The 23,843-nt window shown below is 68.5% G+C and carries 16 protein-coding genes; 11 read left to right on the forward strand and 5 right to left on the reverse strand.

Annotated features, from left to right (window positions below; all coding sequences use genetic code 11):
• The first annotated feature begins 128 nt into the window (after positions 1–128).
• The 5 genes from ACIBQX_RS43920 to ACIBQX_RS43940 are packed head-to-tail and all read left to right on the forward strand — an operon-like array spanning position 129 to position 8,178.
• Positions 129–3,224 (forward strand): serine hydrolase, encoded by a 3,096-nt coding sequence (locus ACIBQX_RS43920; RefSeq protein WP_397015495.1) that lies wholly within the window; start codon positions 129–131, stop codon positions 3,222–3,224.
• Positions 3,221–4,015, forward strand: a complete 795-nt coding sequence (locus ACIBQX_RS43925) for a GNAT family N-acetyltransferase (RefSeq protein WP_397015497.1) — start codon at positions 3,221–3,223, stop codon at positions 4,013–4,015. The genes ACIBQX_RS43920 and ACIBQX_RS43925 overlap by 4 nt, the downstream gene beginning before the upstream one ends.
• A gap of 2 nt (positions 4,016–4,017) precedes the next feature.
• A complete protein-coding gene (gene menC / locus ACIBQX_RS43930; RefSeq protein ID WP_397015499.1) occupies positions 4,018–5,145 on the forward strand; it encodes an o-succinylbenzoate synthase in 1,128 nt (375 codons plus the stop codon).
• Between the two features lie 24 nt (positions 5,146–5,169).
• Positions 5,170–6,720, forward strand: a complete 1,551-nt coding sequence (locus ACIBQX_RS43935) for a GMC family oxidoreductase (RefSeq protein ID WP_397015501.1) — start codon at positions 5,170–5,172, stop codon at positions 6,718–6,720.
• A gap of 30 nt (positions 6,721–6,750) precedes the next feature.
• Entirely contained in the window at positions 6,751–8,178 is a 1,428-nt protein-coding gene (locus tag ACIBQX_RS43940) for an aldehyde dehydrogenase family protein (RefSeq protein WP_357961193.1), read from the forward strand.
• Between the two features lie 613 nt (positions 8,179–8,791).
• Here the strand turns inward: ACIBQX_RS43940 and ACIBQX_RS43945 are convergent.
• The 3 genes from ACIBQX_RS43945 to ACIBQX_RS43955 are packed head-to-tail and all read right to left on the reverse strand — an operon-like array spanning position 8,792 to position 12,157.
• Entirely contained in the window at positions 8,792–10,057 is a 1,266-nt protein-coding gene (locus ACIBQX_RS43945; RefSeq protein WP_352037868.1) for an FAD-dependent oxidoreductase, read from the reverse strand.
• Between the two features lie 22 nt (positions 10,058–10,079).
• A complete protein-coding gene (locus ACIBQX_RS43950) occupies positions 10,080–10,934 on the reverse strand; it encodes an alpha/beta hydrolase (RefSeq protein WP_397015503.1) in 855 nt (284 codons plus the stop codon).
• Entirely contained in the window at positions 10,931–12,157 is a 1,227-nt protein-coding gene (locus ACIBQX_RS43955) for an amidohydrolase family protein (protein ID WP_397015505.1), read from the reverse strand. The genes ACIBQX_RS43950 and ACIBQX_RS43955 overlap by 4 nt, the downstream gene beginning before the upstream one ends.
• Before the next feature lie 88 nt (positions 12,158–12,245).
• Here ACIBQX_RS43955 and ACIBQX_RS43960 point away from each other — a divergent pair, with 88 nt between their 5' ends.
• The 5 genes from ACIBQX_RS43960 (at position 12,246) to ACIBQX_RS43980 (ending at position 20,067) form a co-directional block, all read left to right on the forward strand.
• On the forward strand, positions 12,246–12,848 hold the full coding sequence (locus ACIBQX_RS43960; protein WP_397015507.1) for a TetR/AcrR family transcriptional regulator: 603 nt from the start codon (positions 12,246–12,248) through the stop codon (positions 12,846–12,848).
• A gap of 367 nt (positions 12,849–13,215) precedes the next feature.
• Positions 13,216–14,523 (forward strand): DUF4158 domain-containing protein, encoded by a 1,308-nt coding sequence (locus ACIBQX_RS43965; RefSeq protein ID WP_397015509.1) that lies wholly within the window; start codon positions 13,216–13,218, stop codon positions 14,521–14,523.
• Between the two features lie 36 nt (positions 14,524–14,559).
• Positions 14,560–16,371 (forward strand): Tn3 family transposase, encoded by a 1,812-nt coding sequence (locus ACIBQX_RS43970; RefSeq protein ID WP_397015511.1) that lies wholly within the window; start codon positions 14,560–14,562, stop codon positions 16,369–16,371.
• A gap of 506 nt (positions 16,372–16,877) precedes the next feature.
• Complete coding sequence (locus tag ACIBQX_RS43975) at positions 16,878–19,280, forward strand: FtsX-like permease family protein (protein ID WP_397015513.1); 2,403 nt, start codon at positions 16,878–16,880, stop codon at positions 19,278–19,280.
• Between the two features lie 16 nt (positions 19,281–19,296).
• Complete coding sequence (locus ACIBQX_RS43980) at positions 19,297–20,067, forward strand: ABC transporter ATP-binding protein (protein ID WP_397015515.1); 771 nt, start codon at positions 19,297–19,299, stop codon at positions 20,065–20,067.
• Positions 20,068–20,238: 171 nt separating this feature from the next.
• Here the strand turns inward: ACIBQX_RS43980 and ACIBQX_RS43985 are convergent, their stop codons facing one another.
• Together ACIBQX_RS43985 and ACIBQX_RS43990 are read right to left on the reverse strand one after the other, a co-directional pair.
• Entirely contained in the window at positions 20,239–21,162 is a 924-nt protein-coding gene (locus ACIBQX_RS43985) for a DMT family transporter (RefSeq protein WP_397015517.1), read from the reverse strand.
• Positions 21,163–21,185: 23 nt separating this feature from the next.
• The gene (locus tag ACIBQX_RS43990; RefSeq protein ID WP_397015519.1) at positions 21,186–22,442 is read right to left on the reverse strand and encodes an MFS transporter; all 1,257 of its coding nucleotides are present in this window, start codon (positions 22,440–22,442) and stop codon (positions 21,186–21,188) included.
• Between the two features lie 58 nt (positions 22,443–22,500).
• Here ACIBQX_RS43990 and ACIBQX_RS43995 point away from each other — a divergent pair, with 58 nt between their 5' ends.
• Positions 22,501–23,487 (forward strand): DUF5937 family protein, encoded by a 987-nt coding sequence (locus ACIBQX_RS43995; RefSeq protein ID WP_397015521.1) that lies wholly within the window; start codon positions 22,501–22,503, stop codon positions 23,485–23,487.
• The last annotated feature ends 356 nt before the right edge of the window (positions 23,488–23,843 follow it).

Raw genomic sequence — 23,843 nt, forward strand, 5'->3', positions numbered from 1 at the left:
TCACGCGGCGCCAGGCGGCAGACCACCGCACGGAGACCTCGCTGTGGGCGGTTTCCCGCGACTCTCAGCCACAGCCGCTGACCCACGGGCCGACGGATCGAGCACCTCGCATCGTCCCAACGGGGATCATGTTCCTGCGCGATGTCGACGGATTCCCGCAGTTGCATCTCCTGCCGCACATGGGTGAGCCGACGCGGTTGACCGAGCTGCCGCTGGGGGCCGGGGCCGCGGCCGTCAGCCGGGACGGTCGCCGGGTCGCGTTCTCCGCACCCGTGAACCGCGCGCCCGGCGACGCCGCTGCGCCCATCGTCATCGACACGCTCGACCAGAAGGCGGACGGGATCGGCTGGATCGGCAGTGTCCGCCGCCAGATCTTCGTGATGGACCTGGGATCCAGGCAGATCAGACAGGTCACCGACGGCGACTACGACGCGGACGGCCCGGCATGGTCGCCCGACGGCGACCGCCTCGCATTCACGGCCTCCATGGCCCACCGCGCAGACGTCGAGCTCGAACGCCGCGCCTACGCGGTCGAGGTCGACGACCCGCTCGCTCCGGTGCAGGTGCTCGGACAGGCCACAGGAGTGACCGGTCCGGTCATGTGGGCTCGCGACGGCGCGTCGCTGCTCGCCGTGGGATCACCCGCGATGGTGGCAGGTCATGCCCGGCTTCTCCGGCTGTACGGCGACGGCAGGCCCGACACCGACATCACGGCTGGGCTGGACCGCAATGTGCTGCCGGGCGCGACGGGCTACCCAGGTGGCCACCCGGCCCAAAGCCACGACGGCAGCGAGATCGTCTTCTGCCTGCGTGACCGTGGCTGGACCCATCTGTACGGGGTCGGTCCGGATGGCGGAGAGGGCAGGCCGATCGTCGCGGAGCCGCATCAGGTCGTCTCCGCGCTCTCGGTGGCCGCCGAGGCACCCCGTGCCGCGATCGTCCTGACCACTCCTGAGTCGTTCGCCGAGGTCGCGATCGTCGACCTCGCCACCGGCGAAGTCGAGGTCCTCACCTCGCTGATGGAAGAGAGCCTCCCCGGGGTCCAGCTCTGTCGACCGGAGCCACGAGAGTTCACGATCAGCGATGGCGTCGTCGTCCACGGGTGGCTGATGGCGGCACCGGACACGACCGGAACCGCTCCGCTCCTGCTCGACATCCACGGTGGGCCGCACAACGCCTGGGCCGGTGTGGCCGACGAGATCCATCTGTACCAACAGCTCCTCGCCGCACGCGGGTGGCGTGTCCTCACGCTCAACCCCCGTGGATCCGACGGGTACGGCGAGGAGTTCTACCGAGCCGTCGACGGCGGCTGGGGACGAGCTGATCTGGCGGACTTCATCGAGCCGATCGACCAGTTGATCGCCGAGGGGATCGCCGACCCCGAGCGACTCGCTGTCGCCGGCTATAGCTACGGCGGCGTCGCGACCTGTGCCCTCACCGCCCACACCGACCGGTTCGCGGCCGCGGTGGCCGGCGGCCTGATCTGCGACTTCGCCTCCATCGCCGGTCAGCGACTGCTGCCGGAAGGCTTCCTCGCCTCGGCGACCGCAGGTGCCGCGCCGACAGACGTGGTCCGGCTCATCGAGAGCTCTCCGATCGCACGCGTCGAGCAGGTGAAGACACCCACGCTCGTGCTGCACGGCGAGAACGACAACACCTGCCCGATCGGACAGGCGCAGCAGTGGTTCTCGGCACTGCGGATCCAGGGTGTGCCGACTCGCCTGGTGGTCTATCCAGGAGGCAGCCACCTCTTCATCGCCGACGGCGAGGTCGATCACCGCGTCGACTACCACGCCCGGGTCGTGGAATGGGTCGAGCTGCACACCCGCGCCGCCGCACGGCCGGCCGCGCTGTCGCCGGCCCCACGTGGGGAGCACTACTGGCGCCGCCGTCTGGACCTCCTCCGAGAACGGCACGGAGTCGTCGGGGCGCAACTCGGCATTGTGCAGCTCGATCGGAGCGGAACGGTCTTCGACCGCATCACGGTCAGCTCCGGGGTCCTGAACGTCTCGACCCGGGAACCCGTCATCGACGACGCCGTCTTTCAGATCGGGTCGATCACGAAGGTCTGGACGACGATGCTCGTCATGCAGCTCGTCGACGAGGGGCTGCTCGATCTCGACGCTCCCGTGCGCGAAATCCTGCCGGACTTCAGGCTGGCCGATGACGAGTCGCCCCCGGTGACGGTACGGGCGTTGCTCAACCACACCAGCGGCATCGACGGGGACGTCTTCACCGACACCGGGAGGGGAGACGACTGCGTCGCGCGGTACGTGGAGCACCTCGCCGCCGTCTCCCACATCCACCCGCTTGGAGAGAGGTTCTCCTACTGCAATGCCGGCTTCGTCGTCGCGGGCCGCATCGTCGAGGTGCTCCGCGACATGACGTGGGACGAGGCGCTGCTCCACTATTTGATCAAGCCGATGGGCCTGCGGCACACCATCACCCTGAGCGAGGACGCACCCAGGTTCGCCACGGCGACCGGCCACGCCGGCTTCGGCGACGAGTCGGCCCCGGTGCCCCAGTGGTCGATCACCCGATCCATGGGACCCGCGGGCCTGATCGTGGCGAGCGTCGGCGACCTGCTGACGTTCGCGGAGATGTCACTGCGCGGAGGGGTGACCCGGGAAGGCGTTCGTCTGCTGTCAGCCGGCAGCGCTCGCCTGATGACCATCGAGCATGTCGATCTGAGACAGAGCGTCGCCACCGTCCAAGGCTGGGGACTGGGCTGGTTCCTCGAGGACTGGCGGGGAACCTTCGTATACGGCCATGACGGCGGCACGATCGGCCAACGTTCATACCTGCGCTTGATCCCCGGTACGAACTACGCGGTGGCGTTGCTGACCAGCGGTGGTCAACCGGATGGTCTCTTCTACGAGCTGTTCGCGGACGTCACGTCGTCGATCGACGGCAGCCTGCCCCCGGTCCAGGTCCGGGCCGACATGACACGTCCGCCCGAACCGCTGGAGGGCGCCTGGGAGTGCGCTGGCTATCGCGCGGAGGTGGCCCCCGACGCGGACGGTCTCAGACTGACACTGTGGGAGCGGAAGGGGCATCTGCGCGACGGCACGGCAGCAGAGCCGGAGTTCGTCGCGCTGCATGCCTCGAACATCCCGGGCGTCTACGCCTACACCACCGCTGAGCTCGCGGGGGAGAAGCAGTTCCGGCCCGTCGCCGGCGGCGTCTACAACGGACACCGCTTCCTGCGGCAGGAGTGCTCATGACGACCCAGGCGCCGAACTCGACCTCCATGGAGTTGCGGCTGCTTCACCGCCCGGAGGAGATGTCTGCCGCCTCCGAGCTCGTGGCGCAGATCTGGAAGGTCCAAAACACCCAGTCGCATGTCAGCCCGGAGCTCCTCACGGCGTTCGCGCACGCGGGCAACTACGTCGCCGGTGGTTTCCGCGGCCATGAGCTCATGGCGGTCTGCGTCGGGTTCTTCTACCCGCCCCGGGAGAATGCCCTGCACTCCCACATCGCCGGCGTGCGACCAGACGCGGCGGGCACAGGATGGGGCAGAGCCCTCAAGCACCACCAGCGCGACTGGTGCCTGGCCCGCGGTGTCACTCGCGTGACGTGGACCTATGACCCCCTGGTGGCCCGGAACGCGTACTTCAACCTCCACAAGCTCGGCTGTGAGGTCGAGGTCTACCTGCCCGACTTCTACGGACCGATGGGTGACGGGCTCAACCAGGGCCAGCACAGCGACCGGATCATGGTGGCCTGGCACATCGGGCAGACCACAGCGCCCTCACCAGCCGAGAAGAAGCACGGCCCCGCCGTGCTGAGGTCCGTGGACCGGCGACCCCAGCTCGACCTCGGCCGGGCGGAGTCTCTGACCCGATGCGTCGTGGAGATCCCCTCGGACATCGAGGCTCTACGGCGCCACGAACCCGAGCTCGCGATCTCATGGCGGCTCGCGCTACGACGGGCGCTGGGTGGGCTGCTGGAAGAAGGCTGGGTCGTCGTCGATTTCGACCGCCGGGGTCACTACTGCCTCACGAGGAGCACCTGAGAATGTACATCGAGCGTGTCGAGCTCATCACGGTCCGGATGCCGCTGATCCACCCGTTCACCACCTCGTTCTCCACCCAGACGGAGCGCCTTCCGCTCCTGATCCGGGTCACGGCCTCAGACCACGGCGGCACCGTGACAGGGTGGGGTGAGTGCGTCGCCCTCGCCGAGCCGTTCTACTCGCCGGAATACCTTGAGGGAGCACGAGAGGTCCTGCGGCGATTCCTCGTGCCCGCGCTGTTCGAGTGGCAGGCCGCGGGTCACGCCGTGTCGGCATCGACGGTCGGCGCGGCACTTGAGCACGTGGTCGGCCACCGCATGGCCAAGGGCGCTCTGGAGATGGCGATCCTGGATGCCCAGCTGCGGCTTCGGAACATGTCGTTCGCAGCGCAGCTCGGTGTGACCCGCGTCTCGGTGCCGTCGGGGGTCAGCGTCGGCATCGAAAAGTCGATTCCCGACCTGCTCGGTCGGGTGGGCGACTTCGTCGACCAGGGCTACGCGCGCATCAAACTCAAGATCCAGCCCGGGTGGGACCTCGAGCCGGTCAAGGCGGTGCGCGAGCGGTTCGGCGACATCGCGCTGCAGGTTGACGCGAACACCGCCTACCGTCTCTCCGATGCCCAGCGGCTGCGCAGACTCGACCCCTTCGATCTGCTGCTGATCGAACAGCCGCTGGGCGAGGAGGACCTGCGGCAACACGCTCTGCTCGCGGGCCTGCTCACCACGCCGATCTGCCTGGACGAGTCGATCGTTGACGCGCGGTCGGCCGCCGACGCGATTGCGCTGGGGGCGGCGAGTGTCATCAACATCAAGCCTGGAAGAGTGGGGGGATACCTCGAGGCGGCACGCATCCACGACCTCGCGCTGGCGCACGGCGTCGCGGTCTGGTGCGGCGGCATGCTCGAAACCGGCATCGGCCGAGCCGCCAACGCGGCGCTGGCCGGGCTCCCGGGCTTCACGCTGCCCGGCGACATCTCGGGCTCGGATCGGTTCTACGCCCAGGACATCACCGAGCCGATCGTCATGAAGGACGGCGCGGTGTCGATCCCCGGCGGACCCGGGTTCGGCGTCGAACCCCTTCCCGCGGCACTCGGCGAGATGACCGTTCACACGCTCGACCTCACCGCCTAGCGACGAGACCAAGGATCAGGCCAGATGGGATCAGCAGGCAGCTACGACACCATCGTCGTCGGAGCGGGCTCGTCCGGCTCGGCACTCGTGGCACGGCTCGCCGACGCGGGACAGCGGGTGCTGCTGCTCGAGGCCGGCCGGGACTACGCGGCCTCGCAGCTTCCGGAGGCATGGAGGTCGCCGAATCCGTTGAACGCGATCCTGAACTCCGACTACAACGCGTTCTTGTGGGACGGGCATCTGGCCACCAGGACCGAGGCCCAGGAGCCCTACCTGTACTGGCGAGGCAAGGGCCTCGGCGGAAGCTCGACGGTGAACGGGCAGATCGCGATCCGGCCGCCCATCGAGGACTTCGACGAGTGGGCGGCCTCCGGTTGCACCGGATGGTCGTCCGCGGAGGTCATGGCGGACTTCGTCGCCCTGGAGTCCGACGCCGGCTTCGGCGACGAGGACTACCACGGCACCGCCGGCCCGATCCCCGTCTACCGGGCCCCGGTCGACACGTGGGGCTCGGTCGACCAGGCGCTCCGCGCGGCAGCGCTCGCCTCGGGTTTCGGGTGGGCCCCGGACGTCAACGCACCCGGCGCGACCGGCGTCTCTCCCTACCCCATCAACTCGATCGACCGTCGACGGGTCTCGTGTCACGACGCCTACCTGGAGCCACGTCGCGACAACCCGGGCCTCACCATCCGCGGCGACAGCCTGGTCGACGTGGTTCTCTTCGAACGTGCTCGGGCAGTCGGCGTCCGGCTGGCCGACGGATCGGCCTTCCACGCGAACCAGGTCGTGCTCAGCGCGGGTGCCACGGCCTCGCCCTCGATCCTCATGCGCTCGGGCATCGGCCCCGCCGATGACCTCCGACGGCTGGGCATCGAGGTCCGTGCCGATCTGCCGGTGGGCCGTGGGCTCCAGGACCATCCGATGGCCCTGATCGGCATCCCGCTCACCGAAGCGGCCTCGGCCGGCCCCGCCGACCGGCACACGAACTGCTGCGTGCGCTACAGCAGCGGCACCGTGCCCGGCGGGAACGACATGATGCTGGCCGCCCTCAACCAGAACGCGCTGGCCATGGCGGCGGCCGAAGTGCGCGCCGGCGCCGGTGCCGTCGGGGTGTTCGTCAACCGGACCTACTCGCGCGGAACGCTGAAGCTTCGAAGCGCCGACCCGAGCACGCAGCCCCGGGTGGCGCTGAACATGTTGTCGGACGAGCGCGACATCGACCGCCTGGAAGCGGGCATCAGGCTCCTCGGCGACCTGGTGGCCCACTCCAGCTTCGCGGAGATCGCCGACGGCGATCTCTGGCGGGTCAATTCGTCGCTGCGCGATGCCCTGGACACACCAGGGCGACTGCGCGGCTACCTGCGCGCCAGCGTGGTCGACACGCAGCACGCGACGAGCACGTGCCGGATGGGAGATCCGAACGCGCCGGAGACGGTCGTCGACCCCCGGTGCGAGGTCCTCGGTTTCGAGGGTCTCCGAGTCGTCGATGCCTCCGTCTTCCCCTTCGTCCCACGCGCCAACACCCATCTCGCCTGCGTGATGTTCGGCGAGCACATGGCCCGCAGGCTCCACTGAAGCCGGCTTCGATCCAGAAGGAATGAGCAGATGAAGCGCCTGAGCAACATCATCGACGGCACCCCGGTCGAAGCCGCGGACCCGGAGCTCCGCAGCGTCGTCAACCCGGCCACCGAACAGGTCGTCGCACTGATTCCGGCCGGATCGGCCGCCGACGCCGCGGCGGCGGTGGAGTCGGCGCAGGCCGCGCACGCGGGCTGGGCGAGGCTCGACCTCGAGGACCGCCTCGGCCGGCTGAGCCGCACCGCCGACCTCCTCGAACGGCATGTGCGCGAGCTGGCGGAACTCGAGAACCGGGAGATGGGCAAGCCTGTCCCGCTCGCCGAGCAGTTCATCGCGGGCGGAATCGCCTCGTTCCGGCTCGGCATCGAGCGGGCGCGGTCCTATCCGTTCGTCGCCGACGTCACAGCTCCGGGCGAGTCCGGACGGACAGTGGTCATCCGTGAGCCGCTGGGCGTGCTGGCACTCATCGTGCCCTGGAACTTCACGGTGACCTCGATCCTGGGGGCCCTGGGCCCCCTGCTCGCCGCCGGCAACACAGTGGTGATCAAGCCCTCGGAGAAGGCGCCGCTGTCCGCGGCCCGGCTCGTCGAGCTGTGCGACCTTCCGGCAGGCGTGGTGAACCTTCTCCTGGGCGACGCGCGCGCCGGCAAGCCCTTGGCCGAGCACGAGGCGGTCAAGCTGGTGCACTTCACCGGGTCTGTCGAGGCGGGCCGCAGCGTCGCCGTCGCTGCGGCCAAGCGCCTTCAGCGAACGATCCTGGAACTGGGAGGGAACGACCCCGTCCTCGTCGACGCCGACGTCGACGTGGCCGCCACCGCCAAGGCGGTCGCGACGTCGACGTTCCTCAACAGCGGACAGATCTGCACGTCGTCGGAGCGGATCTACGTGCACCGCGCGGTCGCGGACGAGTTCATCGCCGCCCTCGTGGCCGAAGCCGAAGGCTGGACGATGAGCGACGACCCCTACTCCCCGGGCCTGGGACCACTGGTCGACGACACCCAGAGGAGGATCGTGCACGACCACGTCCACGAAGCCGTCGACCGCGGGGCGACGCTGCTCTGCGGTGGCGGGCAACCAGACCGGCCCGGATACTTCTACCCCGCGACGGTGCTGACCGAGGTCACCTCGGACATGCGCATCATGAAAGAGGAGACCTTCGGGCCGGTCGCCCCCGTCACCGTGGTCGACTCCTTCGCCGAAGCCATCGACCTGGCCAACACCACAAGCTTCGGACTCGCGGCGACGGTCTATTCCTCGACCCCCGAGAACCTGCGGCGCTGCAGGGAGATCAACGCCGCTCTCGTGTGGATCAACGAGTGGCAACACGGTGGCGTCAACATGGTCTACGAGCCGTGGGGGGTCAGCGGGATGGGTGCGACCGGGGCAGCGGCGTCGTTCGACGCCGCCACCCGCCCGGTGTCGATGCTCTACTCGCCGTCCACGAACCACGGGTAGTACGGGGCCGTGCTCCCGGCGGGGGGTCGCGCCGGTCGTGGCGGCCTGAGCAAGGGCCCACTTCGGAGCCGAGCACCCAGGTCGCCGTACAGGTCAGGCGCGCCTCGGATGACCGGGTGCTGTGGCAGGGCCGGGCCACGGCGCAGTCGGGCGGTAACGGACCGGCGGGCAGCTACTCGGTCGACACGGGGCGGGTCATGTGCGGTGGCAGCTCGTTCGCGGCGCCGCTCACCGCGTACGTGGTGGTGCGCGGCGACGGCGGGCAGTGGTCGCCGCGCGTGCCGATCGCCTGGCGGTCCTGCGGACTGGTAGCGTGCCGGGGGTTCCGGCCGGGGCCCGGTGAGGATCCTCGCGTTGAGCACCGTGGTGACCTTGAGGGCCCATTCGCTGCCGTAGCGCAGCCCGTTGTCGTGTCCGTCCAGGCGATCACCGGCCGGCTGCGAGCGCGGCGATGTCCGCGCGGAGCACTCGATCCCCTTTGACTCGCGGTCGAGCCGTTCACTGTCGCCTTTGGAGATGACGGCCGCGTACGCCACCCAGCCCGGTAGGCAGACGCTGGACCACGGCTGGGCATCAAGGTCGCCCGGATGCAACGCCTCGTATGCGTTCCGGCTCAGCCCATCACCGTGCCCGTGTTCGCGGTGTTTCGGTTGCGCTTACGAGAGAACGCACCCAGGTCGATTTCCAGGCCGGTGCGCGGGGCCCGGAACCGGACGGGCGACGCGTCATGGTCGACTCCGTTCTCCACCTGGTTGATCAGTTCCGTCATCAGCTGACCCACGACTGGCGCGTTCTTGAATTGGTTACCGCTCGTTCCGATCGCAAGGTAGAAGCCCTCGAGTTCGGTGCGGTCGTAGATCGGAGTCCAATCGTCGGCGACGTCGTAAACGCCCACCACGCCGCGGGCCCGGTTGGGCACCTCCAGGTCGGGCAACCGCCGCGCGGCCCGCGTCACCTGAGCCTCGAAGACCGCGGCCGTCGGGTGGATGTCGACGGCGTCCGGGTCGTCGGTCCACTGCATCGGATCGCACTCCGGTTCCGTTCCGCCGACGAGCAGGTCCCCTCCTCCTTCACCGCGGAAATAGGTGCCCAGATCCATGTCCGCCACCACGGGCCCGCCGTAGCCCTCCGGGACCGACACGTGCGCTACTTCCTGCCTCATCGGGCGCACACCGACCGTGAAGTCGGAACCCACGCCGGCCAACCGATTCAACGCGCCGGACCACGGACCGGCCGCGTTGACCACGACGGCACAGGGAATCCGGGTGCCGTCCGACAGCCGCACCGCCGTCACGCGCCCGCCGGCCTTCTCCAGCGCTGTCACCGTGCTGCGGAAGCGGAACTCCGCCCCACACGCCGAGGCCGCGGCGGCGAGGTTTACGGCGGCGAGGCTTGGGTCCGAGACGTAACCGGCATCCGGGGTGTACACGCCACCGAGCGATTGTTTCGCGTCCTCCCAGAATTCCTCGTCGTCGAGCCGCTTCGGCGGCCAATAGCGGCCGACGTCGATACCTGGAACGCGCTCGGCCAAGGTCGCGCTGTCCCATTCCTCGTAGGGAACACCGATCTCATCGAACAACGGAAGCCACGACGTACGCGGAGCCGCCTCGACGTCCAGCATGACCAGCCCACTCTTGCGGAACATCGCGAGGTCGCTGACATCGTGCCCGAGGTGGCCGGCCCAGTCGAGCCAGCCGAAATGCGCCTCCCACGCCGTTGCCACCCCGGCGTTGGTGGAGAAGTTGAACCGAACGACCGCACTCGATGCCGAGGTCGACCCCTGTCCAGCCCCTGGGGCCCGATCGAGCGCGATAACCCGGTGCCCCGCCCGTGCAAGCTCAAGGGCGATCGACGAACCGATCACCCCTGTGCCGATCACGACCACATCGGTACTCAGGCGCTTACCGGGCACGGCAGGTCCTGAGGTAGCTGAGGAACGAGGCCTGCAGGCCGGTCACATGCGTTTCGCGCAGGACCGCGCTGGTGACGGCTCCGCCGCGGGCGGTCAGGCGGTGCAGGACGGTGGCCGCGTTCTTCGTGAGGTTCTGGTAAATGGCCAGGTCTCCGAGAAGCTCTCGGTCGTTGACGGTCAGGTGAAGCTTGGCGGCAGGCAGGCTGTCGCCAAGCTCTTCGAGCCGTGCGAAGACCTGACTGTCTTCACTGGCAACGCCGGGACTGCCCGCTCCGATGGTCTCGAAGAGCGTGCAGTCGGTGAGCCAGGTGTAGAGACTGAAAAGTCCGCCGTAGGAGTAGCCGAAAAGGCCGTGACCGCTCGTGGCTGTGCCGTAGTCGCGTTCGATTCGCGGGTGCAGTTCCGAGGTAAGGAAGCTCAGGAAGGCATCGGCGTGGGTGTCGCGTAGTTCGGCGAGGTACGCGTCGGCTTCTTCGCGTGTCCTCGCGCCCGCTTGAACTCCCATCTCCACGGCATCGATGAGCTCCTTGGCGATGGGCTCGCCAGGTGGCACGAGGTCTCTGTTGCGCAGCCGATCCCAGTGCTGCGCTTCCTCGCCTGCGTAGCCGACGCTGACTTGGATGTATGGCTGGATCTTCTGCATGGGGTCCATCTGGGTGACGATGAGCGGAGCCGTCATGCCCACGGCCCAGTTGCCGTCGAGCACATAGACGACAGGCGCTTGCGTCCCGGCGGGATCGTAGCCCGGTGGCGTGGTGACCCAGACGCCGTAGTCATGCCCGCCGCCGGAACGCATTTCGAAGTAGTCGGTGTCGGCGAGGCAGCCCTGCCACATGGTGCTCATCGGAGGTCCTTCACAACTCGGCCGGCCTGGAGAACGAGGACGGCGTTGGCGGGGTCAGCGAACAGTTCGGGGTCTTCGAGCGGGTTGCCGTTCCAGAGCACGAGGTCTGCCTGCATGCCGGGAGCGATGACCCCCACCTCGTCGGACAGGCCAAGGATCTCAGCGTTGGTCTTGGTGGCTGCCACGAGAGCCTCCATCGGCGTCTCGAGCGCTGCACGCAACCTGAGCTCCTCGCCTCGACGGTCCTGAGCCGGACCGATGAGATCGGAACCCAGCCCGATCCGTACTCCGGCCTCCTTGGCGACAGCGAGCGCCTCCGCCATCCGCTCACGGACACCGATCACACGATCGCGGGTCGACTCGCCGAGGCCGGCTCCAGCGCTGTCATGCAGCAGTTGCTCGACGACAGCGAACGTAGGCACAAGGGCAACCCCGCGAGTGGCCATCAGGGTGGCCGTGGACTCGTCGAGGTCGGTGCCATGCTCGACACAGCGCACCCCGGCCTCGACGGCGTTCCGAATGCCCTCATTGTTGTGGGCGTGAACCGTCACATAGGTGCCCCGTGCCGCGGCTTCCTGGACAGCGACGGCGATCTCCTCGACGGTGAACTGGGTGTCGGTCAGCCGGTCGTGCGCCCCAACCACCCCGCCGGTCACACAGAGCTTCAGGAAGGAGGCTCCGCGGCGGAAGGCCTCGCGCACGTTGCTCCGCAGCTCGTCTGCGTTGCCCGACATCATGGACAGAGCGCACAGACCCGGAAGGTGATGGCTGCTCCACAGCTCGGTGGGTTCCCAGTCGGCTCCGTAGTAGCCGTGCCCACCGATCTGGCACTGCACAGGTCCGCACGACAGGACGCGCGGTCCCCTGACCTTGCCCTTCGCGATCGTGGTGACGACGCCGCCGTCGATCCCGCCGGTGTCCCGAACGGTCGTGAAGCCGGCATCGAGCGTCGCGCCGGCCGTGGCGAAGATGTCCGCCGCGAGCTCAGCGGCACTGATCTGAAACGAGAACTGCGGCTGGATCAGGCTCGACAAACCCAGGTGAACGTGAGCGTCGATCAAGCCGGGCGTCATCGTCAGCCCCTCGGCATCGAGGCGCTCGCCGTGTGCGGTCGCGGCACCAAGCTCGGTGATACGCCCGTCTTCGATGGTGACGTTGACGTCGCTGGGGTCGCGACCCGATCCGTCGACGACCGCCGCGCCGACTACCTGAACACGTCCCACGAGTCGTTCCCTCCGCCGTTGCGAGCAGGCTGCGACCATGTGTGACGTAACCCGGCACTGGCAGCGCTTCTTTTCCAATGGATAAACTGTGGGAGTGATCCTGTCAAGCACAGAACGCAAGAGCGACGCACGGGAGCGTCTCCTCGCTCGGCTTCTCGACGCCTTCGGCGAGGGCCTGCCCGCACCGGAAGTGTCGCTCCGTGAGATCGCCGCCAGGACCGAGACCAGCCACGCCCTCTTGCGATACCACTTCGGGTCACTCCCGGGTGTCTTGGCGGCCATGCTCAAGGCACAGCGATCCCGTGACAACGAGGCACTGCTCGAGGTCGCCCAGCAGGGCACCTTCGACGACCTCGTCATGGCGATCTGGCGGGCCTACACCCGCCCGGAGCAGCTGTCGCGTGTCCGCGGCTTCTTTCACGTCGTAGGACTGGCCGCGTACAGCCCAGAGGACTTTCGTGAGTTCATCGACTCGCTCGACGACCTGACCAAGGTGCTGGCCTCGCTCGCGGAACGTGGAGGGGTCGACACCGAGGAGGCGCTGACTTTGGCCACCGTCACCATTGCCGCGATCCGTGGCCTGCTCTTACAGGAGGTTCTGACTCCAACAGCTCACTCGGAGGACGCGGTCGTCCTGATCCTGCGCATGAGCAAGGCCCAATCCGTTCCACGGACACACCCGGGGCATTGAACAGGGCGTCAGGTTCAGCCGCCGTCCGGCCCATCCAGCGGACCGCTTGCCGCGGTGAGGTGCAGGAGCATGTGCAACTCCAGCGCCCGCTGCGGCGAACGTCAGCCCTCGCCGAGCAGGCGGTCGGCTGCGGCCAGTCGCTGGTAGAGCGTGTTGACGTGGATCGCCAATGCGGTGGCTGCCGGGCGGGTGCGGAAAGACCCGACTGGCGATCCGCTGTATGGGGTCTTGGGACTATCCGGCCGGAATTGAACGATAAGCCTCCACCGCAGGTCAGGGGGTTGCGGGCCGAGCGTCGCGGACGAGTTGATCTCGGTTTGGGTGTACCGGCTGGTAGGCGGTCATTGATCTCATACCGTCACGGTTTATGTCGTTTCAGTACTTGTCCGAGGAGCAGAGGGCCCGCTATCGGCGGTTCTTGACGGATCCGTCGCCGGAGGATCTGGAGCGGTTCTTCTACCTGGACGCGGACGCGTTGGCGGAGGTGGCGAAGAAGCGCGGTCCGCACAACCGGCTCGGCTGGGGTCTGCAGTGGGGGACGGTGCGGATGCTCGGCACGTTTCTGGCCGATCCGACTGGCGATGTCCCGCATGTGGCGGTTGACTACGTCGCCGAGCAGCTCGGGGTGGCGGACCCTTCGTGTATCAAGCACTACGCGGAGCGGCTGCCGACCCAGCATGAGCACGCGCGGGAGATCCGCGAGCTGTTGGGGTTGCGGGAGTTCGCGGAGGCGGAGGCGGAGCTGCGGGCGTTCGTGGCGTCGCGGGCGGCGCAGACGCGGGATTCGCGGCGGGAGCTGTTCGACCGGGCGGTGGTGTGGCTGATCGAGAACCGGGTGTTGCTGCCGGGGATCACGACGCTGGCGCCGTTGGTCACGAATGTGCGGGCGGAGCAGTTGGCTGCGATCAACGAGCATCTGGTGGAGCAGACGCCGGTGGAGATGCGGCGGGAACTGCTGGAGAGCCTGGTCGTGCCGGCGGGCAAGAAGGTGTCGCCGTTGGAGTGGATGCGCACAGCGGTGGCGGTGGTGTCCGGGACGGGGATGAAGGAGGCGTTGAACCGGTCGGTGGCGGTGTGGGCGTTCGGTGCGGGCGCGGTGGATGCGGGCGGGGTAGCTCCGGTGAAGCTGACGGAGCTGGCCGCCTACGGGATGTCGGCGAAGGCACCGAAGATCGGGCAGTTGAAGGGGAGCCGGCGGGTCGCGACGTTGCTGGCGACGATGCGGCATCTGGAGGGTGTGTCGGTCGATGACGCGCTGCTGCTGTTCGATCTGCTGATGTCGACGAAGTTGCTGGCGCGGGCGAGTCGGGATGAGAAGAACGCGAAGCTGAAGTCGCTGCCCAAGTTGCGCAAGGCCGCGCTGCAGGCCGAGTCGGCGCTGCGGGCGGCGCTGGACACCCCGATGACCCAGCGGGAACAGTCCCCGCAGCCCGATGGCCAGGCTGGGGAGAGCACCGGGTCGGGGCCGGTGGTGCGGGCGACGACCGCGTCGGAGATGATCGCGCGGATCGCGTCGGTGGTGCCGATCGAGCAGTTGGAGGCGGCGCTGGCGGTGATCAAGGAGTTGGTGCCGCCGGCGGGTGAGGATGAGGATCTGGCGTGGCGGGCGGAGCTGACGAACCGGTTCGCTTCGGTGCGCGGGTTCGTCGAACTGCTGGCCGACACGATCCCCTGAGGTGCCACCGACGCCGGTGCCGGTGTGATCGCGGCCTTGCGGGGTCTGCCTCGCGTGCTCGCCTACGGCAAGCACGCCGGGGTGCAGCACATCGAGGCGCACAAGGATCTGGTGGCGGGGTCGTGGCGGCGGCTGGTCTACGACAACCCCGAGCTCGGCGACCGGTTGATCGACCGGCATGCTTACACCTTCTGTATCCTGGAGGGGCTGTGGTCGGCTCTGCGCAGCAAGGACGTGTACGCCGTCGGCGCGGACAAGTCCGGCGACCCGCGGACCAAGCTGATCCCGGACGCCCTGTGGAGCGTGCACGCGCCGAGCATCCTGACCGCGCTCGGCCTTCCCGCCGACCCGGCCGAGCATCTCCGGAAACTGTCCGGCGACCTGGGCGGCATCTATCGCGAGCTGGCCGACAGCCTGGACGCCAACCCCGCCATCACGATCAAGGACGGCCGGCTGAACCTGGCGAAGCTGGAGGCCGCCCCGATGCCGGAGGCCTACCAGGCGGCCCATGACGCGGTGATGAACATGCTGCCGCGCATCGACTATCCCGAGCTGCTGCTGGAGGTCCACGGCCACACCGGCATGTTCGACGCCTTCGAGCACATCTCCGGTTCGACGTCACGGCGCGCGGATCTGGACATCAGCCTGGCCGCGCTGATGGTGGCGCGCTCCTGCAATCTCGGCTTGGGGCCGGTGGCCAAGCCCGGCGATCCTGTGCTGGGCATTCACCGGCTGATCAGCGCGGAGAAGGGCTACTTCCACCACGACGGGATGGGCTTGGCGTCGGGGAAGCTGATCGAGGGGCAGACCGGCATCGACATCGCCCGCGAGGACTGGGGCGGCGGGCTGGTCGCCTCGGCCGACGGGCTGCGGTTCGTGGTCCCGGTCCGCTCCCTGTACGGGCGGCCGAACCCGCACTACTTCGGCCAGTCCAAACGCTCGAAGGGCGCCACCTGGCTGGCGGTCGTCTCCGACCGGGTGATGGGCCTGGGCGGGTTGCTGGTGCCGGGCACGATGCGGGACTCGCTGTTCATCCTGGACGCCCTGCACCGGCTGGACGCCAAGGAGCAGCCGGAGGTCCTGACGACGGACACAGCGTCATATTCCGATATTGTGTTCGGATTATTTGCGATCTGCGGCTACCAGTTCGCGCCCCGGATCGCCGACATCGGCGATGCTCAGCAGTGGTGGATCGACCCCGCCGACGTCGGTCAGGCCGACAAGCGCACCACCCCGGCGGCCGCCGGGTACGGACGGTTGACCGAGCTGAACCTGCGCCGTGTCAACATCGCTTTGATCAAGCAGCACTGGCCACAGATGCTCCAGGTCGCCGGATCGCTGGTCACCAACAAGGTCCGCGCCTACGACCTGATCAAGATGATGACGGCCGACGGCCGCACCACCGGCCTCGGCCACGCCTTCGCCCACTACGGCCGGATCTTCAAGTCGATGCACCTGCTGCACGTCGCCCACCTGGAGGACTACCGCAGGATGATGGGCGCCCAGCTGAACGTCGGAGAGGGCCGCAACGGCCTGGCGCGGGCGGTGTTCTTCGCCCACCACGGCCAGCTGCGCAGGGGTTATGAACGCGGGATGGAGGACCAGCTCGGCGCGCTCGGCCTCGGTTTGAACGCGATCATTTTCTGGAACAGCCTGTATATCGACGCCGCGGTGAAGAAACTCGCCGCCGGCGGCATGACGATCGGCCCGGAGATCAGGGCCCACTTGTCGCCGCTGCAGTGGGAACACATCAACTTCCACGGGACGTACCCGTTCAACCGGCCGGAACTGCCCGGCCGGTTGCGGGACCTGCGCGACCCCACCGCCGCCGACGACCCGGATCTGTGAGATCAACGCGCCGTGGGCTGGCTGGGGACTCCTCGTAGGCCTTGGCCTTAGCCGGCCATTACCGGAAGGCTCGATCCGCAGGGAGGGTGCGCCGCCGGTTAGGCCCGGAACTCCCTTTAGCTGGGGCGAGCCGCCACTGGATTGATCAGTGGGTACGGCGGCGGGGTGCCAGGACCTCGGTGACCTTGGTGATGGTTTCTAGGCCGGGTTTGACGTAGGCGACGGTCGACGAGCTCACAGCGACTGCGGAGTTGTACGACAACCACTACGTCGCGAACGAGACATGGGACAAGTTGCATCCGCGGGGGTGGTGAACCCCCGACGAAGGCGGGCCCGCTCGCCATCGAGGTTCAGGGTCCGGCCGCCGCCACGGTCAGGGTACGGGCGCGAGGAAACCAGGGGCGGATCAGGGCAGAACCCCATCCCTTCCAGAGCAGTAGTCCCACCAGGATGGGGACGTCCTGACGTAGACGCCGTCGCAGATCCCACGGATGCGGAGCATCACAGTGAAGAACGATGAACGGCTCTATCTCCGCTACGCAATCAACGACCTGGGCAAGAACAAGGGCGTCAACGCGGCCGTCATCGCCATCTTGATCCTGAGCGCCTTCTTGATGGCGACCGGATCCATGGTCATCGAGCGGCTGACCGGCTCGATCAGCCAGCTGTCCGAGCAGGGCAAGCCCCCGGACCTCATGCAGATGCACCTGGGGGAGTACGACGAAGCCGCGCTGGAGCGGTTCGCGGCGGACTACGAGGCCGAGATCGGCGCGTGGCTCATCGAGGACATGCTCGGCTTCGACAGCACCTCTCTGTCCTGGGCGCGCCCGGAGACCGGCGAGTACGGCGACCTGGCCGCCAGCCGGATCGACAACCTCTTCGTCACGCAGAACGAGGAGTTCGACTTCCTGGTCGACGACACGGGTGACGTCGTCGAACCCGCGGCCGGCGAGGTGTACGTCCCCGTCCTCTACCAGGAGCAGTACGGGCTGGGAGCCGGGGACGTGCTCACCATCCACACCGACTCGGGGGCGCACGAGCTCAAGGTGCAGGGGTCGGTGAAGGACTCGCAGATGGCGGCGTCGCTCTCGCCGTCGTCCCGGTTCCTGATCCATCCCGAGGACTTCGAGGCGCTGCGGCAGGGCGGTGGCGCCACGCCGGAGATCATCGTGGAGTACCGGCTGCCGCCCGGCGGCGACGCGGGGGCGCTGCAGACGGCGTACGAGGGTGCCAGGGGGCTGCCTACCAACGGCCAGACGATCACGGGCCAGCAGTTGCGGATCATCAGCATGCTCAGCGACGGGCTGGTCGCGTTCGCGCTGGTCTTCGTCAGCCTGATCCTGGTCGCGATCGCCCTGCTCAACCTGCGCTTCGTCATCCGGGGAACACTCGAGGACGACGTACGCGAGATCGGCGCGATGAAGGCGATCGGTATCCCGAACCGCGCGATCTCCAGGCTCTACCTGACGAAGTACAGCATCCTCACGCTGGTGGCCTGCGCCGTGGGAGGGCTGCTCGCGGTGGTCGCGACCAACGCGCTGACACAGGGCATCCGGACGAACTTCGCGCCCGCGCCCGTGGGGATCTGGACGTTCCTGGTGCCGCTGATCGCGCTCGCCGCCGTCTACGTGATCGTCGTGGGGATCTGTCGCAGGGTCCTGCGCGGGGTGAGGCGGATCGAGGTCGTCAACGCCCTCGTGCACGGCAACACCCTCGACGAGAGGCAGACGGCCCGTCGCGCGAAGCGGCAGGCGCGCTGGGTACGTCGGACCGGGCTGGCGTCGTCCGGGGCGGGCGTCAACCGGCGGCTGGCCCTGCTCGACCTGCTGGCGGAGGGTCGAGCGTGGGTGCTGGTGCCGATCGTGTTCGGCCTGACCGCGGTGCTGATCACGCTCCCGGCGAACCTGGTCAGCACCTTCGAGAGCCCTCGTTTCGTCACCTACCTGGGTGCGCCGGAGCGTGATCTGCGGGCGGATGTGCAGTTCCAGGAGGACGTCGACGAGGTCAAGGACCGACTGGTCGCCACGATGGCAGAGGACGACCGTCTCACGGACGTGCAGACCTACGCCTACGTCGACCACAGCGCCGACAGCGAGGACGGGCGGGCCAGGCTGCGCGTCGAGGTCGGGGACCGATCCGGCGAGGCAGGCGTCCGGTTCAGCGAGGGCGACCTGCCGCGGGACGGGCAGATCGCGTTGTCGGTACTCAACGCGGACAAATATCAGGTGGGCGTCGGTGACGACCTGACGATCTACGACGGCGACGAACCGACGACCGTGCAGGTCAGCGGGATCTACCAGGACATCACCGATGGCGGGCACACCGCCAAGATGAACGGCGAGGTGACCGCGGGCGCGTCGGCGTACACGGTCTATGCCAACCTGGCCGACGACGGCACGGATGCTGGTGGGATCGCCGACGAGTACGACGCCCAGTTCCCGACCGCCGGTGTCAAGCCGACTCAGGAGTATGCGCAGGAGACCCTCGGGGTCCTGATCGACTCACTGCGGAGGGCGGCCTGGGTCGCGCTGGTGTTCGGGCTCGGGGTAGCGGTGCTGATCACCAGCCTGTTCCTCAAGCTCAGGCTCACCCGCGACCGGTCGAAGATGGGCGTGCTGTCGGCGGTCGGCTTCTCGGCGAGGGAACTCGTGGGGCAGGCGCGGATCAAGACGCTGCTAACGGTGGCCGTCGGCACGGTGGTGGGTCTCGTGTTCGCCGCGACCGCAGGGCAGTCCCTGGCAAGCGCCGGGCTGGCCGCCGTCCAGGTCGGGATCACCGATCTGACGTTCATCCCGAATCCCTGGCTGGTGTACGTGCTGTACCCGCTGCTGCTGCTCGGGGCGGGATACCTCGGCGTCGCGCTGCTCACCGCAGGGATCCGTCGTGCCGACAAGAGCCAGTGGCTCTGAGAATGAGGAGAGAGTGATGAATCGAGCAACAGTGACCCTGGAGTCCCAGGAGCTGAGCAAGACCTACTACTCCACCGACCCGCCGACCGAGGTGCTGCGCGGTGTCGACTTGACCGTTCGCGCCGGCGAGTTCCTCGTGATCATGGGCGCCTCCGGCTCCGGCAAGTCCACACTGCTGTACAGCCTCAGCGGCATGGACCGGCCGACCAGCGGGAGCGTGGCCCTCCAGGGGCGGCAGCTGGAGTCGCTGAGCGACACGGAGATGAGCAACATCCGGCTCACGCGGATGGGATTCGTGTTCCAGCAGCCGCACTTCCTGAGCAACCTGGACGTGCGGGACAACATCCTGCTACCCGCGCTCAAGGGGGCACCCAAGGACCAGCGAGCGGCCGCGATCGCGCGCGTCGACGCGCTCATGGAGCGGTTCGGTATCGCGCATATCGCCGGCCACGGCATCACCCAGGTGTCGGGTGGTCAGCTGCAGCGCGCCTCGATCTGCCGGGCGCTGGCCGGAGAACCGTTGGTGTTGTTCGCGGACGAGCCGACGGGCGCCCTGGACAGCAGCATGTCGGGTGAGGTGATGGATGCGCTCACCGATGTGCACCGGGACGGGACCACGATCGTCATGGTCACCCACGACCCCGCCGTCGCCGTCCGTGGCGACCGCGTCATCTACCTGCGCGACGGCGTCCTCGTCGAGTCTCGGGAGCTGGGGACGTGGAACGCCGAGTCGGCCGGCCGGCGCGAGGACAAGCTCCTGGAGTGGCTTCGCAAGCTGGGCTTCTGACCGCCCGCAGCGCCTCCACAGCCACCCGGAGTCTCACCGGAGTTCCTGTGCCGGCGAGCGCACCTGCGGCCTTCGGCAGATCGACGCGTCGATCGATCGCGAGTCCGGCCACCGATGCGTTGCCGTCGCGTTGCATCCGCCAGCGGCTTGACGGGCTCGGATGACTCGTGCTCAACGACCGGGGCTGTTGTGATCGTCCAGGCTGGCGACGGCCGGATCGGGAGGCGCCGCACTCCCATTGATCAGCCTCGCCCCGGAGTTGGACAGATCTGGTCTTTGGACCAGGTATGCGGCAACGGTCACGAGCGCGATGCCGACCAGAGCGGGCGCCCTCACCGCTTCACCACCGAGCACCACACCAACGGCCAGCGCGACGACGGGAACGGCGTAGGTGACCACCGATGCGCGCGTCGCATCGAGGGTCCCGGCCAGCCAGGCGAAGAGCGCGAAGCAGGCGCCGGTGCTGACACCCCCGAGTAGCGTGAGCGCGAGGATGCCTCGTGGCTCGAGCCGTGCGTCGAGCAGGTCTGGGATCCCGAACGGGGTCAGCATCAGCGTTGTGAGCAGCATCGCGCGCCAGATCACCGGGAGGGCGCCGTACTCGCGCTGGAGGCCCCCAGCGATGTTGAATGCAACGCCGTAGAGCGCGACAGCGGCCGCGACAAGGGCGACGCCCAGCCGTGCACCGGACTCCTCGTGGCTGCCGGCAATCCCGATGAGACTCACGCCGAGCAGCCCGACGAGAAGGCCGAGCAGTCGGCTCGTGCGAGGCAGCCTGGCGGTGAGAAGGGCAGCGACGACGGCCGTGAAGATGGGTGCGGAGCCGTTGATCATTCCTGCCGTCGACGAGCTCACATGCTGTTCTGCAAGCGCGAACAGCACCATCGGCAACGTCATCCAGGTCACCGCGAGCAACGTCAGCGCGGGCCATGCCCGCCGCGGCACCGCCCGCCTCGATGCCGGGAGCAGGCCGAGGACTGCGGCTCCGATCGCCACTCGCGCAAGGGCGACGCCGGTGGGTCCGGTGACCTGCAATGAGTCCCGGATGAGCAGGAACGAGCAGCCCCAGCCCACGCTGACGGCGATCATGACCATCGGGGCGAGCCATCTGCTCCGAGTCACGACTGTCCGTCCAGAGCCACCATCCGAGAGACCGGAGACACGGCGACCGGCACCCACGCCAACCCCAGGGCGACGGCAGCCACGATGATCGAGCCGCTCGTACCGAAGACCCCCGCTGCCGCTCCCGCACAACCGGCTCCGAGCGCTACGGCGCCGGTGAGCAGGACCCGCATGGTGCCGTTGACACGTCCCAGCAGGTACGAGGGCGTGACCGCCTGCCGGAAGCTCATCATGAGCACGGAGTCGAAGCCGACCTTGTAGAGAACGAGAGACCATGCGAGCGCCGCGATCGGGCCCGGGACCAAAGACCCGGTCATCGGCAGCAGCGCCGCAACCGGGCAGAGAACAAGGCCGATGACGAGGAGGGAAGGCCCCACCCCGAGCCGCCGTGCTACCCGTTCGGCAGTCATCGCCCCGGCCAGACCGCCCACGCCACCGGCGCCGAGGTAGAGCCCGAGCTGTGCCGGCGACCAGCCGAGATCGTCGAGAGCGTAGACCGGCAGCACCGCGGTGACCGCGGCGATACCGAAGTTCACCAGGCAACCGGACCCGAGCACGGTCAGAAGCACAGGTTGACGCCACACGAACACGACTCCGTCACGGATGTCGGAAGCGATGTGTCGTCGCTCCGCCGACCGGGCGCGAGCGGGCTCGGGGGTCCGCAGCCGTGACAGCCAGGTGGCGGACCACAGGTAGCCGGCCGACGTGACAGCCAGGACCACGGCGGGGGTGAGGATCCCTGCCGCCCAGCCGGCCAGCGGCGGTGCACAGATCAGCGCGGTCTGGGTCAGCGTGGCGAGGCGGCCGTTCATCCGGACCAACTGATCCGCCGGAGCCAGGTCCTTCAGGTGGCTCTGGGTACCCAGGTCGAAGAACACCGTGGCGATCCCGTTGACTGCGACGACCAGCCACAAGTGGGTGAACGTCAACGCATCCAGCCAGTCGGCGAACGGCACCGTCGCAAGGGTCGCGGCACGGACCAGGTCTGCGGTGATCATCACCGGGCGGCGTCGTACCCGGTCGAGCCAGGCGCCGACGGGTAGGCCGAGAACCATGAAGGCGACCGCCGTCGTCGCTGTCAGGAGGGCGGTCCCACGGGCGTCGACCGACAGTTCCGTGACGGCGGTCAACGGGACTGCAACCACGGCGAGTTGCGCTCCCCACAGCGCGACTCCGGAGGCGATGAGGTAACGGCGGCGATCCCGGTCCGGTGCGGGTGTCTCCGTCGTGACGGGGGCTGCGTCGGAGGTCATGCGACGAGCGTGGGGACGGCCGCGCCGGGCTGCATCAGATTCACGTTAGAGTGAATCCATGAGGGAGGTCCGCATCCGCCTCGCCGCGGCGGACGTGAGCAGGATGCGGTGGGCGATCTCGCCTGCCTGGGAGCTCCTCGCCAGCCTGCGTGTCCTCGGCCGACCAGGAGAACATGCCGTTCACATGCCGTGGTTGTCGCGCCATCGGGGCGACCCGCTGCTCACCGATCCGCGCCATCGGGCCGTCCGGGACTTCGTCATCAGCGCGCCGGGCCATCTGCCCGGGTTCCTCGCGCCCACCCCCGAGTCACCACTGACCACCATCGATGACGAGCTCGACGCGGTCGCCGCGACGCCGGCCGAGATCGTCCGCCGCGAGGTCAGCGGCAGCCGTCCGGCGGGGGTCCCGCAATCACTGACGCCACTCCTCAAAGAACCCCGCCGGGAGATCGCCGCGCTCGTCGCCGATCTCGGCGCCTATTGGCGCCGCGCGATCGAGCCGCACTGGCCGCAGATGCGCAGCGTGCTCGAGCGCGACGTCCAGCATCGGGCCAGCGCACTGGCCGAGGACGGGCCAGGCGAAATGCTGAACAGCCTCCACCCCGACCTCGTCTGGCACGATGAGGACGACACCCTCCTCATCCGTAACCGACTCGCCGAGATCACCGACCCGGAGCGCACCCTGGCGGGTCGCGGACTGGTGCTCGTCCCGTCGGTCTTCGCCTGGCCCAGGGTGTACGCAAAGACAGTCGAACCCTGGACCCCGGTCGTGCGATATCCCGCACGAGGAGTCGGCGCCCTGTGGGAATCCGATCCGGCACCCCACGACCTGACGGCGGTGCTTGGCAAGACGCGTGCCCGCCTGCTCGCGCTCCTGGAGACCCCCTCGACCACCCACCAGCTCGCGCGCTCATTGCACGCGGCTCCCGGCGGCATCTCCGCGCACCTGCACCGACTCGTCACAGCCGGGCTGGCATCCAAAGCCCGCGTCGGACGCGAGGTCTACTACGCCCGGACCGTCCGAGGCGACCACCTCATCAGCTGACTGGCCAGCACCGCGCGGATCGGATCGGGTAGCGCAGCGCCCTTGCGCGACATCGGGGCGAGTCATCAGCGGCGACCGCAGATGTAACTCGAGGCTAGGCCTGGTCAAGGGCACCGTCCTCCACCTCGCCACCGCAGTTCCGTGTCGGCGTCAACCGCCAGCCGAACCCGGTGCGGGCTGGTGATCACGTACAGCTCGGCGACGAACGTGTTGCCCTGCCAGCCACCTGCTGCGACAACCGGCCGGGGGCGGGGGGGGGGGGGGGGGCGCCGGGGCCGCCCCCCGGGGGGGGGGGAATAGTATGGAATGAGAAAACCCAACAAAACCACCCCGGGTGGACCGAGAGGGGGGCCCGG

This window comes from Nonomuraea sp. NPDC049714 (genome assembly GCF_044465295.1).
Classification (GTDB): Bacteria; Actinomycetota; Actinomycetes; order Streptosporangiales; family Streptosporangiaceae; genus Nonomuraea.